The following is a 14,905-nucleotide window of genomic DNA, read 5'->3' on the forward strand; positions in this document are numbered from 1 at the left end:
GAGCCATTCATGACCGCTGAGGCAACACCAGCGCTGGTCGGGGCAACCGGCGGTCCGGCTGAGGCCGGGCCGTCGGTCCGCGGACCACGGGCGCGCACCACCACCGCGTATCTGCGGTACGTGGCGGGCAAGTTGGGCGGCGCGGCCGTCTCCCTGCTCGCCGTCCTCGTCACCAGCTTCTTCCTCTTCCGGCTGATCCCGGGCGACCCCGTGAAGTACATGACGGGCGGGCGGCAGGTGTCGGCCGAGCAACTCGCCAACTACCGCAAGGAGTTCGGGCTCGACCTGCCGATGTGGCACCAGTTCACGGACTACTGCGGCAAGGCACTGACCGGTGATCTCGGCACGTCGTACCAGTTCCGGGCGCCCGTCATCGACAAGATCACCGAAGCGCTGCCGAACACCCTGCTGCTCACCGGCACGGCGTTCGTCCTCTACACCGCGCTCGGCATCTACCTCGGCACCCGCTCCGCGTGGCGCAGCGGCGGGACCGGCGACCGGATCAACACCGGTCTGGCGCTGACCCTTTACTCGATCCCGTCGTTCTGGCTCGGGCTGCTGCTCATCATCGTCTTCTCGGTGGGCATGGGGCCGATCCCCGGTCTCTTCCCGACCGGTGGCATGGAGTCCGGCGGCGAGGAGGGCTTCGCGTACGTCCTCGATGTCGCCCACCATCTGATCCTGCCGGTGATCACCCTGGTCGCGGTCGAGTACGGGCAGACGCTGCTGGTCACCCGCTCCGCACTGCTGGACGAGATGGGCAGCGACTATCTCACCACCGCCCGCGCCAAGGGTCTGCGGGACGATCTCGTGCGCCGCCGGCACGCCGTCCCCAACGCGCTGCTCCCGACGGTCACGCTGATCTTCGTCAACCTCGGCCGGACGGTCGCGGGCGTGATCCTCGTCGAGACCGTCTTCTCCTGGCCGGGCCTGGGCGGTCTCTTCTACCAGGCACTCAGCGTGCCCGATCTGCCCCTGGTCCAGGGGCTGTTCTTCGTCTTCGCATCGGCGGTGATCGTGATGAACACGCTGGCCGATCTGATCTATCCGCTGCTGGACCCCCGGGTGGGCCGATGACCACGACCGAGTCGGACGGGCCGCTGACGCCCGAGTCCACCGCGACCGAGAAGGCCGTACCGGCCCCGGCGAAGAGCCCCCGCGCCCTCGCCCGGCAGCGCCGCCGGCACTCCGCCGCCCGTTTCTGGCGGGAGTACCGGACGCATCGGGCCGGTGTCCTCGGCCTGGCCGCGCTCGCCTTCTTCGCGCTGATCGCGCTGACCGCACCGCTGACCGTCGGTGCCGACGTGCAGAACGTGACGGACGCGCCGGGCGGCCCGCTGGAGAGTCCGAGCGCCGAATTCCCGCTGGGCACCGACCAGTTCGGGCGCAATCTGCTCGGGCTCGTGGTGTGGGGCTCACGGGTGTCGCTGCTCGTCGGGCTGCTCGCCGCCGTCCTGTCGGTCGCGATCGGGGCGCTCATCGGCATCACCGCCGGGCACTTCCGCGGCTGGTACGCGACGGTGATCATGCGGATCACGGACTGGTTCCTGGTCATGCCGACCCTGGTGCTCGCGATCGCGCTGATGACCGTGATGTCCCGCTCGCTCGGCACCATCATCCTGGCCATCGGCGTCACGACCTGGCCGACGACCGCGCGGCTGGTGCGCGCGCAGACCCTCGCCGTGGAGTCGCGGCCGTACATCGAACGCGCCAAGGCGCTCGGCGGCGGCCACTGGCACATCATGTCCCGCCACGTGCTGCCCAACGTCATGCCGCTGGTGCTCGCGCAGACGACCCTCATCATCTCCTCCGCGATCCTCGCCGAGGCGACGCTCGCCTTCCTCGGCCTGGGCGACCCGACCGTCGTCTCCTGGGGCGGGCTGCTCCAGGACGCGCGCGAGGCGGGAGCGGTCAGTTCCGGAGACTGGTGGTACCTGGTGCCGCCGGGCATCGCGATCGCCGGCGTGGCCCTGTCCTTCACCCTGTGCGGCCGTGCCGTGGAGTCCGTCCTCAACCCCAGGCTGGGGGTGTCCCGTTGAGCCTGCTCGACGTCCGGAACCTCGAAGTGACGTATGCCGGCGGGGCGGCGGCGGTCCGCGGGGTGAACCTCTCGCTCGACGCGGGACAGAAGCTCGGCATCGCCGGTGAGTCCGGCTGCGGCAAGTCCACGCTGGCGCTCGCCCTGCTGCGGCTGCTGCCGGCCGGGACCCGGATCAGCGGTGAGATCCTGCTCGACGGCGAGGACGTGCTCACGATGAAGTGGGGGCGGGTGCGTGCGGTCCGCTGGGCGGGCGCCTCGATCGTCTTCCAGGGCGCGATGCACTCGCTCAACGCCGTGCACCGCATCGGCGACCAGATCGCCGAGCCGATCCTGCTGCACAAGAAGGCGACCGCAGCCGGCGCGAAGCGGAAGACCGGCGAACTGCTGGAGCACGTAGGCCTGCCGGCCGCCCGCGCGAACGCCTACCCGCACGAACTCTCCGGCGGACAGCGTCAGCGCGTGATGATCGCCATGGCGCTGGCCTGCGACCCGCGTCTGATCATCGCCGACGAACCGACCACGGCCCTGGACGTGATGATCCAGGCCCAGATCCTGCGCCTGATCCAACAGCTGGTCGCGGAGGAGGACTTGGGCCTCCTCATGATCAGCCACGACCTCGCGGTCCTGGCCGACACCTGCGACCGGCTCGCGGTGATGTACGCGGGCCGCGTCGTCGAGGAGGGCCCCGCCGAGCGGGTCTACGAGGACGCCAGGCACCCGTACGGCAAGGCCCTGTCGGCCGCGTTCCCCCGGATCGGCGACACGGCGTCCCGCTTCGCACCGCGCGGGCTGCCGGGCGACCCGCCCGATCCGTCCGCCCTGCCCACCGGCTGCACCTTCCATCCGCGCTGCGCGGTGGCGCTGGAGTCGTGCTCCGCCGGCGACCCGGCACTGCGGGAGGCGAGCGCGGGGCGGTGGGCCGCGTGCGTGCACGTGGGGACGGACGCCGTCCCGGTGACGGCGGAAGAAGCGAGGAGCAGCACCCCATGACGACCTCACCCGATGTCGAGCACACCGTCACGGCGGCGCCGCTCCTCACCGCCGAAGGCCTGCACGTCTCCTTCCCCGGACGCCACGGCGCCGACCGCGCCCGTGCCGTCGACGGGGTCGATCTCGACATCCGGCCCGGCGAGATCGTGGCGCTGGTCGGCGAGTCGGGGTGCGGCAAGACGACGCTCGCCCGTTCCCTCCTCGGGCTCGTCCCGCCGACGGGCGGCCGCGTCACCTTCGACGGCAAGCCGCTCGACTACACCTCCCGCGCCCTGAAGGCGTACCGCAAACGCGTCCAGTTGGTCCTCCAGGACCCGAGCGGCTCGCTCAACCCCCGGCACACCGTGTACGACGCGGTGGCCGAGGGGCTGCGCATCCACCGGTACGGCGGTGACGAGCGGGCGGCGGTGGCGGAGGCCCTGTCCCGGGCCGGACTGCGGCCCCCGGAGCGCTTCTTCCTGCGCTACCCGCACGAACTCTCCGGCGGTCAGCGCCAGCGTGTCGTGATCGCGGGCGCCCTGGTCCTGGAGCCCGAACTCATCGTCGCCGACGAGCCGGTGGCCTCCCTGGACGCCTCGGTCCGGGGTGAGATCCTGGCCCTTCTGCTGCGGCTGCGTACCGAACTCGGCCTGTCCGCGCTGGTGGTGACGCACGACCTGGGCCTGGCCTGGAACATCGCCGACCGGGTCGCGGTCATGTACCTGGGCCGGATCGTGGAGACCGGCGAGGTCGAGCAGGTCCTGACGGCACCTCAGCACCCGTACACCCAGGCGCTGTTGTCGGTTCTCCCGGAGGCCCCGGGTGACCCGGTCGTGCTCACCGGTGAACCGCCGGACCCGTCCCGCATTCCGTCCGGCTGCCGGTTCCACGCCCGCTGCCAGATCCTGGCGAGCGGCGAGGCCGAGCACGCGGGCGTCGCAGACGCGTGCCGGACCCAGGACCTGGAGGTGCTGGACGGGGGCGGTCAGGCGCAGGTGGCGTGCCACTGGGCGCGCGCCCGCGGCAGCGAATCGACAGCACCGCCCGCCGAGTGAGCGGCGCCCGGCGCTGAGCGGGAGGCGCGGCCGAGGCGCCGGCCGCGTCCTCCGCGGTCAGCCGCGAACCGCCCCACCGCCGCGCGGACGCACTACGCGAGCGAACCGGGCGTACGCACTACGAGATCTCGTACGCCTCGGTGAGCTCCCGACAGCGCTTCACATCGTCGGTGATGGCTTCCAGCAGCGCCTCGATGGAGTCGAACCGGGCCTGGCCGCGGATGAAGGCGAGGAAGTCGACGGCGACGTGCAGACCGTAGAGATCGAGGCCGACGCGGTCGATGGCGTACGCCTCGACGGTGCGCTCGGTGCCGTCGAACTGCGGGTTCGTGCCGACGGAGATCGCGGCGGGCATCGCCTCGCCCTGGACGTGCAGCCAGCCGGCGTAGACGCCGTCGGCGGGGATCGCCGTGTGCGGGAGGGTCTCGACGTTGGCGGTCGGGAAACCCAGCTCGCGACCGCGCTGGGCACCGCGTACGACGATGCCCTCGACGCGGTGCGGGCGGCCCAGGATCTCGCGCGCGCCCTCCACGTCGCCCTCGGCGATCAGCCGCCGGGTCAGGGTGGAGGAGAAGGGCTCGCCGCCCCCGGCATCACCGGTCACGAACAGGTCCACGACCTCGACCTCGAAGTCGTAGGTCTCGCCCTGCTCGCGGAGGAAGTCGACATTGCCCGCCGCCTTGTGGCCGAAGCGGAAGTTCGGACCCTCCACGACCGCCTTCGCGTGCAGCTTGTCGACCAGGACCTTCGCGACGAAGTCGGCGGGCGACAGCTTCGAGAACTCGGTGGTGAAGGGGAGGATGAGCAGCGCGTCCACGCCCAGCTCGGCCATCAGTTCGGCGCGGCGGTGGTGCGGTGCGAGCAGCGGAGGGTGGCTGCCGGGGCGCACGACCTCGCTCGGGTGCGGGTCGAAGGTGACGACGACGGAGGGAACGCCCAGCTCACGGGCGCGTTCCACGGCATGCCGGATGATCAGCTGGTGCCCGCGGTGCACCCCGTCGTAGGAACCGATGGTGACGACGCTGCGCCCCCAGTCCTCGGGGATGTCCTCCAAGCCACGCCAGCGCTGCACTGTGACTGCTCCTTGTCGCAAACTCGTCGAACCCGTGTCCGTGGTTGCCTCATACGCAGGTCTAAGGGTGCCATGCCGCGGGGGTTCGGCTCGCATCGGCATGGACGCTGTGACAGGGCGCACGCCGGCGGCCCCGGTCAGGCGGGGACCCGTACCCCCGCCAGGTTCTCGATCATCCGGCGCGCACTGGGGCCGACCACCGCCGACCAGTCCTGCGGGGCGTCCGTGAGCCAGCCCGCGAGCAGCGCGGCGAAGCCCGGCAGCTCGCGCGCGAGGTCGACAAGACCGCGGTCGAAACGGGTGGCGCCGGCCGGGGTGCGGACGAGGAGCAGGCCGGTTCGGCGGACCAGCTCCCGGGCGTCTTCCGTGTCGCCGCCGTGGGCCGCGCCGGCCGCGGCGGCACTCAGCAGGGCGTCGAGGACGGCCGGGTCCCGCTCGTGCGTGAGCAGCAGTTCCCGCAGTTCGTGCCGGAGCGCACGGGAGCGCCGGCTGCCGCGGACCGCGAGGACGGGCGCGAGCGCCGTCCGGGCCGGGAGCGGGCCGCCGTCCAGCAGGCCGGTCACCAGCGGGAGCAGGACGGCGCGGGCGCCCGGCCCGTGTTCCAGGCGCCGGTCGACGTACGCGGCCACGTGCCCGGCCGCCTCGGGACGCAGCTCGACGACCTGCCGCACGAGCAGGGCGACGCGGCGGGCGAGGTCGGGCGTGGTGACGTCCGCCAGGGTGCGCAGGGTGTCCCCGGCGTCCGGGCCGGGCTGCCGCAGGCGCGTCCGGAAGGCGGCGAGGACCGGCTCCGGATGCGTCGCGAGCGCGGCGACGAGCGCGCTCGCGGGCAGCTGCGGGTCACCGGTGACGAAGCGCTCCAGCGTCCGCGGGAGGTACCGCGCCCGGGTCTCGGGGTCGCGTACCAGCAGGGCCAGGGCGGCGCCGTGCAGGGTGCAGTCGGCGGGGCGGGCGAGCAGGGCGAGGGCCGCGTAGCGCAGCAGCTCACGGTCGGCCTCGGTGCGCACGTGGGGCGCGGCGCGCAGCCCGTACGTCATGGCCGCCACGCGCCGGGCCGGCCGCTCGTCGTGCGCCCACCGGTCGACCGCCCGGCACACGGCCGACGGCTCCTCCTCCGCGAGGACGGCAAGCAGCTCGTCCCCGCGCCGGTGCGCGGAGCCGACCAGCGCCTCCGCCAGATCGTCGAGCGCCCGCCGCCGGTGCGCGTACAGCAGCGCCTGCGCCGCGGCCGCCACGGTCGCGTCGGGCGTCGCGGGCAACGGCCGCTCGTCGTCGAACCAGCGGGTGAGATGCGGTTGTACGGCGGTGGGGTCGGCGACGAGGAGACGGGCGACGGCGTCCAGGTAGCGGGGGGTGTCACGCGGCTCCGTGGCCGGTGGCCCGGCCTCGGGGACGTGACGCACAGTGGCCCCCGCCTCGGGAGCCTCCCGGTCGAGCGCGCGCCCCGTGTCTCCCGAGTCGTCGGCAGGAGTCCCTCGGGGGCGTCGTACGGCTTCGTCGCCGCCACGGGGATCACCGCCGCGCTGCTCCGGCACCACGTCGAGCCCCCGGGACGCCCCGCCGCCCGCAGACGACGGCTCCCCTGCCGCGTCCGGAGGACTCCCCCGCCCGGCCTCCGTGCGCGCTTCGCTCCCCGCGCCCGCGGAAGCGGCGCCCCGCACGTCGGAGCCGGGCGCCTCGTCCGCGACGACCAGACGCCGCAGCAGGTCGAACCGCTCCGCCTCCGGCAGCCGTACCGTCTCCCAGAACCATGGCCCGAACTCCCCCGGTACGACCCGCCCTTGCTGCCGCCACCGCACGATGCGCCCGGCCAGCAGCCGCAGCACCCCGGCGTACGGAGTCGCGTCGGGCACGCGCGGCAGAACCTCGCCGAGGAGGCGGGCGGCCCACCAGACGGAGTCGCCGCCCGGATCGGCTCCGGTGGGCACCAGAGCGTCCAGGGCGTCGACCAGGTCCTCAAGGCGGAGGGCGAGTTCGGCGGTGCCGTGCTGCCGGGCCAGCAGGAGCAGTGCCTCGGCGACCGGGCCGATGCGGTGGCGCGGGACGGGGAGCATGTGGTGCGCCTGGCCGGCGGGCCGGGCCTGGCGGGCGGCGCGGGCCCGTCGGCGGGCGGCGGCCGTCGCCCGCGGGGACGGGAGCGGACCCTCGTCCGTCACGTCACGGCCGCGGTGCACCAAGGCGTGCAGTGCCGCGTCCAGGTCGAGGTGCATGCCCTGGATCCAGTCGGCGAGCTCCTCGTGGGCGAAGCGGTAGCCGTTGCCCGCGGGCACGAGGAGACCCTCCGTGAGCACGGCGGAGGCCCAGCCGGGGGTGGCGCCCAGCCGGCGTCCCGGCGCCGGCCCCCACGGGAACACGGACTCGAAGGACGCCCGGTCCAACTCCCCCTGCCCGGGGCCCAGACAGCGCCGGGCGGCCTCGTGCACCTGCCCGGAGACCCGCGCCGCGAGCCGCCGTACGGCCGCACCCCGCAGCCCGTTCGCCGCCGCCAGCCGGACCGCGATCCGCAGGCACATCAGATCCAGGTGGGCGGCGAACACCTCGTCCCGGCAGGCCGGGCCGGCGGCCTCGCCCAGCGCCCCGTCCGGCAGGGCCGCGCGGACCTCGGACAGCAGGCGCAGGGTCAGCGGGTGGCGTGCGTCGGCGTCCGGGAGAACGCCGTCCGGGATCCCGTAGCGTGAGCGGGCCTCCCGGGCCGCCTCCTCCCCCAGGTCACCGAGCCGGACACAGTGCGGCAGCCGGTCGCCCCCGACTCCCCGCTCACCGTCCAGGGACCCCCGGCCGCCGGGGCCCCGCGCGCCGTGCGGCAGCCCTTGGCCGACCAGCCCTCGCTCAGCGCGCGACCACGCCCGCCCGACGAGCCCCCGCTCACCGTGCAGCAGCTCCCGCGGGACGTGCGCCCCCGCCTGCTCCCAGTACTCCGCCCGGCACGCCACCACCAGTCGCGCGCCCGCCTCACGCAGCCACGCGGCCGTCCCGGCGGTCCACTCGGGCAGCCGGTGGGCGAGGACCGGAGGCATCTCCTCGGGGCCGTCGAGGAGCAGCAGCAGGGGGCGTCCGGCGAGGTGCGCGAGCGAGGCCAGCCGGTCGGGGCCGATGTCGCCGAGCTCACCCTCGTAACCGCCGGGCGGCAGCACGTCCGAGGCGGCGGAACGGCTGAGCCGTCCGTCGCCTAGCCCCCACGCGTCGGCGGCGAACCCGGGGTGACCGCCGCCCTGGCCGGCGGCTCCCGCCCCCGAAGACGCCACGATCCGCCCGGCCCGCTCCAGCGCCCGCGCCGCCGCGTCGGCCACGGAGACGTCCGAGGCCAGGAGGTCGGCGCCGCGCAGCCACAGGGTGGGGGCGGGTGCCGGCCCCCGGGCGCGGCGCGCGGCAAGCGCGGCCAGTTCCGTCGTACGACCGCTGCCGGGCGGACCGACGAGCCCGAGGACGGCGGCCGAGCCCGCCTCGAACGCGGCGAACTCCCTGATCACGTCGGCTCGTTCGACCACCGTGGAACCGATGGGCGAGGCGCCGGAACCCGGGAGCACGTCGGCCGGACCCGCATCGCCTCCGGCCACCGGCCCGTTCGACCCCACCGACGTAGCGGTGAGCTCCAGGACTCCCGCAGGATTCAGATCCGCGCCATAGGCCGCCACCGTCGCGGCGTTGCGGTCCAGCAGCTCGGCGAGCGGGCCGCCGGCCTCTCGCGCGGCTCCGCGCAGGGGGACCGCCAGGCCCGCCGCCCGGTGCCCGGCCTGCAGCGCGGTGCCGAGGACCGCCACCACCGCCCCCGTCGCGATGTCGACGACCGGTCCCCCGGCCGCCCCTCCGCCCAGCCGCAGCGCATCCGCGCCCGCCGTGCCGATCGCCAACTCCAGTGCCCCGTCGAGGAGATGGAAGCGGTCGGTCGCCGCGTACGTCACGGCCGTCGCGCCGAGCACCCGGGCCTCCCGGAGACCGCCCGCGGCGATCCGGACGTACGCACCGGTCCCGACGTGGTCCCGCACGGTGACGGGGAGCGGGTCCACGCCGAGGCCTTCGGTGCGTACGAGTGCCAGGTCCACCTCGGGCAGCGCGGTGACGTCCTCGGCGCTCACCACGCGGGTGCGACCCCCGGAAGCGTGCAGGACCAGCCGGGCCAGGCCGTCGACCGCCTCGTGACTGGTGACGAGGGTCCCGTGGTGGTCGGCGACGAATCCCGTGCCGCGCGGGCGTCCCGCCAGGTCCTGGACATGCACCAAGGCCGCGTCCCACGCCGCTTCCCGGGCCGGGTCCGGTGTCTGCCGGCCTCCGGGCCGCGGGTCCCGTCCCGCCATGGTCGACCTCCCCGCCGTGCGCCTGCTTCCGACGGTAGGCACGCACTGATCAGCGGGACAGATCGCGTCGCGAACGCGCCCCCTTCCGCTCCCTCGGTTCACTCCGAGCGCCTGCCCGATGGGGTGAATAGCCGAGGACGGATGGATACACCTTGGGTGGGGGAACCGAGGGGGGCCGTGGAGCGGCGACCAGGAAACAACCCCGTGATCGCCGCTCCACGGACAACGCACCGACGGCAACGGCGTTCAGGCCGTCAGCCGAACACCGCGAGGCTCTTCGCCTTACCCTTCTGCTCCTCCACCAGCGCCAGGAACCGCCCCGACGGGTCGTAGACGGCCACGGCGCCGGCCCCGGCGTACTCCTCGGGGATCTCCAGCCGTACGCCGTTGAGCAGCAGCCGGGCCCGCCTGTCGTCCACGTCCCAGCGGGGGAACGCGGCGGTGGCGGCCTCGGCGATGGGCATCACGGTCAGCTCCTCCTGGAGCTGGTCGAGGGTCTTCGCCGCATCGAGCTTGTACGGACCGACGCGGGTGCGGCGCAGAGCGGTCAGATGGCCGCCCACTCCGAGGTCCGCGCCCAGGTCACGGGCGAGCGCCCGAATGTAGGTGCCGGACGAGCAGACCACCGACACGACCAGGTCGAGCACCGGCGTGCCGTCCTCGGCCACCGCGTCCCTCACGTCGTACACCGCGAACGAGGAGATCCTCACCGGGCGGGCCGGGATCTCGAAGTCCTCGCCCTCGCGCGCCCGCTTGTAGGAGCGCACGCCGTCGATCTTGATGGCGCTGACCTTGGACGGTACCTGCATGATGTCGCCGGTCAGCTTGGCGATCCCGGCGTCGACGGCATCGCGCTTGATGCCGGACGCGTCCGCGGACGAGGTGATGTCACCCTCGGCGTCGTCCGTCAGGGTGTTCTGCCCGAGCCGGACGGTCCCCAGGTACTCCTTCTCGGTGAGGGCGAGGTGCCCGAGGAGCTTGGTCGCCTTCTCGACCCCGAGGACGAGCACGCCCGTGGCCATGGGGTCGAGGGTGCCGGCATGGCCGACGCGGCGGGTCCTGGCGATGCCGCGCATCTTGGCGACCACGTCGTGCGAGGTGAAGCCCGACGGCTTGTCGACAATGACAAGCCCGTCGGGCGTCGTGGGCTTCTGCGTCATTCCGCGGCGTCGTCCTCGTCGTGCTCGTCGTCCTCGCCCGGCTTCTTGTACGGGTCCGCGTCACCGGCGTACTTCGCGCCGGAGGAGACCTCCCGCACCTTCTCGTCCGAGGCCCGTGCCTTGTCGAGCAGGTCCTCGATGGTCTTGGCGGTGTCCGGCAGGGCGTCCGCGACGAACGTCAGCGTCGGCGTGAACTTCACGCCCGCCGCCGCACCGACCGCGGAGCGGAGCACGCCCTTGGCGCTCTCCAGGCCCGCGGCGGCCTCCGCCCGCACCTGGTCGTCCCCGTACACCGTGTAGAAGACGGTCGCCTCCCGCAGATCACCCGTGACCCGGGTGTCCGTGATGGTGACGTGGGTGCCGAGCCGCGGATCCTTGATCCCGCGCTGCAGCTTCTTGGCCACCACCTCTCGGATGAGGTCCGCCAGCCTTTTCGCCCGCGCGTTGTCGGCCACTGGTCCGTCTCCTTCTTCGCCTTGCTTGTTCCGTCAGTCTTCGTCTTTGTGGAGCCTGCGTCGCACCGAGAGCAGGTCCACCTCCGGTCGCGCCGCCACGAGCCGTTCGCACCGGTCCAGGACGTCGGTGAGGTGCTCGGTGTCTCCGGAGACCACCGCCAGGCCGATCTCGGCCCTGCGGTGAAGGTCCTGGTTGCCCGTCTCCGCCACGCTCACCGGGTACTTCCGCTGAAGTTCGGCGACGATCGGCCGGACGAGAGAGCGCTTCTCCTTCAGCGAGTGGACGTCGCCGAGGAGCAGATCGAAGGACAGTGTCCCCACGTACATATGTGTATCCGGATGTCCCGCCGGTACGGGGTAGATGGCCCAGCCAAATGCTTGGCGGGGACATCAGAACCGTACAACGAACCTCCGGCTCGCTCGACGGGGTTTTCACCCCCGCCGCCCCTGCCCGTCCCGTCTTTCCGGGGCTGTGCCCCAGACCCCTCGGTTGTTCTCCGGCTGTCGGCCGGTGGGGGCGTGTCGCGCAGTCCCCGCGCCCCTAAAAGACGGCGAGCTGGCCGGGGTGACTGAGTCACCCCGGCCAGCTCACACCATCACCTTACGAGCGCGGCTTCTCCCGCATCTCGTACGTCGCGATGACGTCGTCGACCTTGATGTCGTTGAAGTTGCCGAGGTTGATACCGCCCTCGAACCCTTCGCGGATCTCGGTGACGTCGTCCTTGAAGCGACGCAGCCCGGAGATGTTGAGGCTCTCCGCGATGACCTTGCCGTCGCGGACGAGGCGCGCCTTGGTGTTGCGCTTGACCTCGCCCGAGCGGACCAGGACACCGGCGATGTTGCCCAGCTTGGACGACTTGAAGACCTCGCGGATCTCCGCCGTGCCGAGCTCGACCTCCTCGTACTCCGGCTTGAGCATGCCCTTGAGGGCCGCCTCGATCTCCTCGATGGCCTGGTAGATCACCGAGTAGTACCGGACGTCGACGCCCTCGCGCTCCGCCATCTGCGCCGCGCGGCCCGCAGCGCGGACGTTGAAGCCGATGACGATGGCGTCGGAGCCGGTCGCCAGGTCGATGTCCGACTCGGTGACCGCACCCACACCGCGGTGCAGGACGCGGATGTCGACCTCTTCGCCGACGTCGAGCTGGAGCAGCGAGGACTCGAGAGCCTCCACCGAACCGGACGCGTCGCCCTTGATGATGAGGTTGAGTTCCTGCACCAGACCGGCCTTGAGCGCCTCGTCCAGGTTCTCCAGGGAGAACCGGACTCCACGCCGGGCGAAGTTGGCGTTGCGCTCACGCGCCGCGCGCTTCTCGGCGATCTGACGCGCCGTGCGGTCCTCGTCGACAACCAGGAAGTTGTCGCCGGCGCCCGGGACGTTGGTGAGACCGAGGACGAGGACCGGAGTCGAGGGACCCGCCTCTTCCACGTTCTCGCCCTTGTCGTCGAGCATCGCGCGGACACGGCCGTACGCGTCGCCGACCACCATGGTGTCGCCGACCCGCAGGGTGCCTCGCTGGACCAGGACGGTCGCGACGGCGCCGCGGCCGCGGTCGAGGTGGGACTCGATCGCAATACCCTGCGCGTCCTGCTCCGGGTTGGCCCGCAGGTCGAGCGAGGCGTCCGCGGTGAGGACCACGGCCTCCAGCAGGTTCTCGATGTTGAGGCCCTGCTTGGCGGAGATGTCGACGAACATCGTGTCGCCGCCGTACTCCTCGGCCACCAGACCGAACTCGGTGAGCTGACCGCGCACCTTCGTCGGGTCGGCACCTTCGACGTCGATCTTGTTGACCGCGACCACGATCGGCACACCGGCCGCCTTGGCGTGGTTCAGCGCCTCGATCGTCTGGGGCATCACACCGTCGTTGGCCGCCACCACGAGGATCGCGATGTCGGTCGACTTGGCACCACGAGCACGCATGGCGGTGAACGCCTCGTGACCCGGGGTGTCGATGAAGGTGATGCGACGCTCTTCTTCGTTGACGACGGTCGCGACCTGGTAGGCACCGATGTGCTGGGTGATGCCACCGGCCTCGCCCGCGACGACGTTCGTCTTGCGGATGGTGTCGAGCAGGCGGGTCTTACCGTGGTCGACGTGACCCATGACGGTCACGACCGGCGGACGCGCGACGAGGAACTCCTCGCCACCCTCGTCCTCGCCGAACTCGATGTCGAAGGACTCGAGCAGCTCGCGGTCCTCCTCCTCGGGGCTGACGATCTCGAGGACGAAGTTCATCTCGTCCGCGAGGAGCTTCAGCGTCTCGTCGGAGACGGACTGCGTGGCAGTGACCATCTCGCCGAGGTTCATCATCACGCCGACGAGCGACGCCGGGTTGGCGTTGATCTTCTCGGCGAAGTCGGTGAGCGAGGCACCGCGCGACAGGCGGACGGACTGTCCGTTGCCGCGAGGCAGCATGACGCCGCCGACCGACGGGGCCTGCATGGCCTCGTACTCCTGGCGCCTCTGCCGCTTCGACTTGCGACCACGACGCGCGGGACCACCGGGACGACCGAAGGCGCCCTGCGTGCCACCACGGCCACCGGGACCACCGGGACGACCGCCGAAGCCGGGACGGCCACCGCCGCCACCGCCGGGACCACCGGGACGACCGGCGAAGCCGCCGCCACCGCCACCGGGACCACCCGGACGACCGGCGAAGCCGCCGCCACCGCCACCGGGACCACCCGGACGACCGGCGAAGCCGCCGCCACCGGGACGACCGCCGCCGCCACCGGCACCGCCGGGACGACCACCGCCGCCGGGACCGCGGCCGCCGGGGCCACCGCCACCGGGACGCGGGGTGCCCGCAGCGGGACGCTGCGGCATCATGCCGGGGTTCGGACGGTTACCACCGGGGCCGCCGCCGGGACGCGGAGCGCCACCCTGCGGACGAGGCATGCCGCCCGGACTCGGACGAGCGCCACCGGGGCCACCCTGCGGACGCGGAGCGCCGCCGGGACCACCCTGGGGACGCGGACCACGGTCCTGGCCGGCGCCCTGCGGACGCGGAGCACCGGGACGGTCGCCACCGGGACGCGGGGCGCCGCCCGGACGGGGCGCCTGCGGGCGCGCCATGCCGGTGGAGCCACCAGAGGTGAAGGGGTTGTTGCCCGGACGCGGACCGGCCGGACGAGCACCGGGGCGCGGAGCCTGGCCACCGGGACGCGCAGCGCCCTGACGGTCACCGCGGTCACCGCGGTTGTCGCGGTCGCCACGGCCCTGGCCGGTCTGACCGCCCTGGGCAGGACCGGCCGGACGGACACCGGGCTTCGGTGCGCCGGGACGGGCACCCGGGCGGGAGCCGGCGGCCGGAGCCGCAGAGGCTGCGGGAGCCTCGGGAGCCTCGGGAGCCGACGGGGGCGCGGTGAACTCGGGCGCCGCCGGAGCCGGAGACGCCGGAGCGGGCTTCGGCGCGGGCTTGGGGCCCGGGGTCGGACGTGAACCCGGAACAGCCGGGGTGACCGGAGCCGCGGAGGGCGTCTCGGCCGCGGCCGGCTTCGGGGCCGGCGGGCGCGGGGCGGCCGGACGGGCTGCCTGCGCCGGAGAGGGGGCTGCCGGACGCGCCGGCGAGGACTTGCGCGCGGCGGGCTTGCCGCCGCCGTTGCTGCCCTGCTGGAAAGCGTCGGTCAGCTTGCGTACTACGGGCGCCTCGATCGTCGAGGACGCCGAACGGACAAATTCACCGAGTTCTTGGAGCTTGGCCATGACGACCTTGCTCTCCACCCCGAACTCCTTGGCGAGTTCGTATACCCGGACCTTAGCCACTTCGCTCCTTTTAGGTCCGGGTTGCGTCCGGACCGTCGCTACTTCATGGGCGTACTCATCGCGTGCTCATCGAGTGCTCATCGCAATCTCGA

At 73.0% G+C, this 14,905-nt stretch carries 10 protein-coding genes; 4 read left to right on the forward strand and 6 right to left on the reverse strand.

Going from position 1 to position 14,905, the window contains the following annotated elements:
• Positions 1 to 9: 9 nt before the first annotated feature.
• The 4 genes from ACFWM2_RS19855 to ACFWM2_RS19870 are packed head-to-tail and all read left to right on the forward strand — an operon-like array spanning position 10 to position 4,065.
• Positions 10 to 1,077, forward strand: a complete 1,068-nt coding sequence (locus ACFWM2_RS19855; RefSeq protein ID WP_383281232.1) for an ABC transporter permease — start codon at positions 10 to 12, stop codon at positions 1,075 to 1,077.
• Positions 1,074 to 2,039: an ABC transporter permease gene (locus tag ACFWM2_RS19860; protein ID WP_383281235.1), complete on the forward strand. Its 966-nt coding sequence runs from the start codon at positions 1,074 to 1,076 to the stop codon at positions 2,037 to 2,039. Before ACFWM2_RS19855 ends, ACFWM2_RS19860 begins: the two co-directional genes overlap by 4 nt.
• Complete coding sequence (locus tag ACFWM2_RS19865; protein ID WP_383281238.1) at positions 2,036 to 3,031, forward strand: ABC transporter ATP-binding protein; 996 nt, start codon at positions 2,036 to 2,038, stop codon at positions 3,029 to 3,031. Before ACFWM2_RS19860 ends, ACFWM2_RS19865 begins: the two co-directional genes overlap by 4 nt.
• Positions 3,028 to 4,065 (forward strand): ABC transporter ATP-binding protein, encoded by a 1,038-nt coding sequence (locus ACFWM2_RS19870; RefSeq protein WP_383281241.1) that lies wholly within the window; start codon positions 3,028 to 3,030, stop codon positions 4,063 to 4,065. Before ACFWM2_RS19865 ends, ACFWM2_RS19870 begins: the two co-directional genes overlap by 4 nt.
• Before the next feature lie 118 nt (positions 4,066 to 4,183).
• Here ACFWM2_RS19870 and ACFWM2_RS19875 read toward each other — a convergent pair whose 3' ends face one another.
• The 6 genes from ACFWM2_RS19875 to infB all read right to left on the reverse strand — a co-directional run bounded on the left by ACFWM2_RS19875 (position 4,184) and on the right by infB (position 14,813).
• Entirely contained in the window at positions 4,184 to 5,137 is a 954-nt protein-coding gene (locus tag ACFWM2_RS19875) for a bifunctional riboflavin kinase/FAD synthetase (RefSeq protein ID WP_383281244.1), read from the reverse strand.
• A 137-nt stretch (positions 5,138 to 5,274) separates the two neighbouring features.
• Positions 5,275 to 9,432 carry a trypsin-like peptidase domain-containing protein gene (locus tag ACFWM2_RS19880; protein WP_383281246.1) on the reverse strand — a complete coding sequence of 1,386 codons (4,158 nt, stop codon included), beginning with the start codon at positions 9,430 to 9,432 and terminating at the stop codon, positions 5,275 to 5,277.
• 254 nt (positions 9,433 to 9,686) lie between these two features.
• A complete protein-coding gene (gene truB / locus ACFWM2_RS19885) occupies positions 9,687 to 10,592 on the reverse strand; it encodes a tRNA pseudouridine(55) synthase TruB (protein ID WP_383281249.1) in 906 nt (301 codons plus the stop codon).
• Positions 10,589 to 11,047 (reverse strand): 30S ribosome-binding factor RbfA, encoded by a 459-nt coding sequence (gene rbfA, locus ACFWM2_RS19890; RefSeq protein WP_383281251.1) that lies wholly within the window; start codon positions 11,045 to 11,047, stop codon positions 10,589 to 10,591. Before rbfA ends, truB begins: the two co-directional genes overlap by 4 nt.
• Before the next feature lie 33 nt (positions 11,048 to 11,080).
• On the reverse strand, positions 11,081 to 11,374 hold the full coding sequence (locus ACFWM2_RS19895) for a DUF503 domain-containing protein (protein WP_355793302.1): 294 nt from the start codon (positions 11,372 to 11,374) through the stop codon (positions 11,081 to 11,083).
• Positions 11,375 to 11,648: 274 nt separating this feature from the next.
• The gene (gene infB, locus ACFWM2_RS19900) at positions 11,649 to 14,813 is read right to left on the reverse strand and encodes a translation initiation factor IF-2 (RefSeq protein ID WP_383281254.1); all 3,165 of its coding nucleotides are present in this window, start codon (positions 14,811 to 14,813) and stop codon (positions 11,649 to 11,651) included.
• Positions 14,814 to 14,905: the final 92 nt, after the last annotated feature.

Source organism: Streptomyces sp. NPDC058371, assembly GCF_042723265.1.
GTDB lineage: Bacteria > Actinomycetota > Actinomycetes > Streptomycetales > Streptomycetaceae > Streptomyces.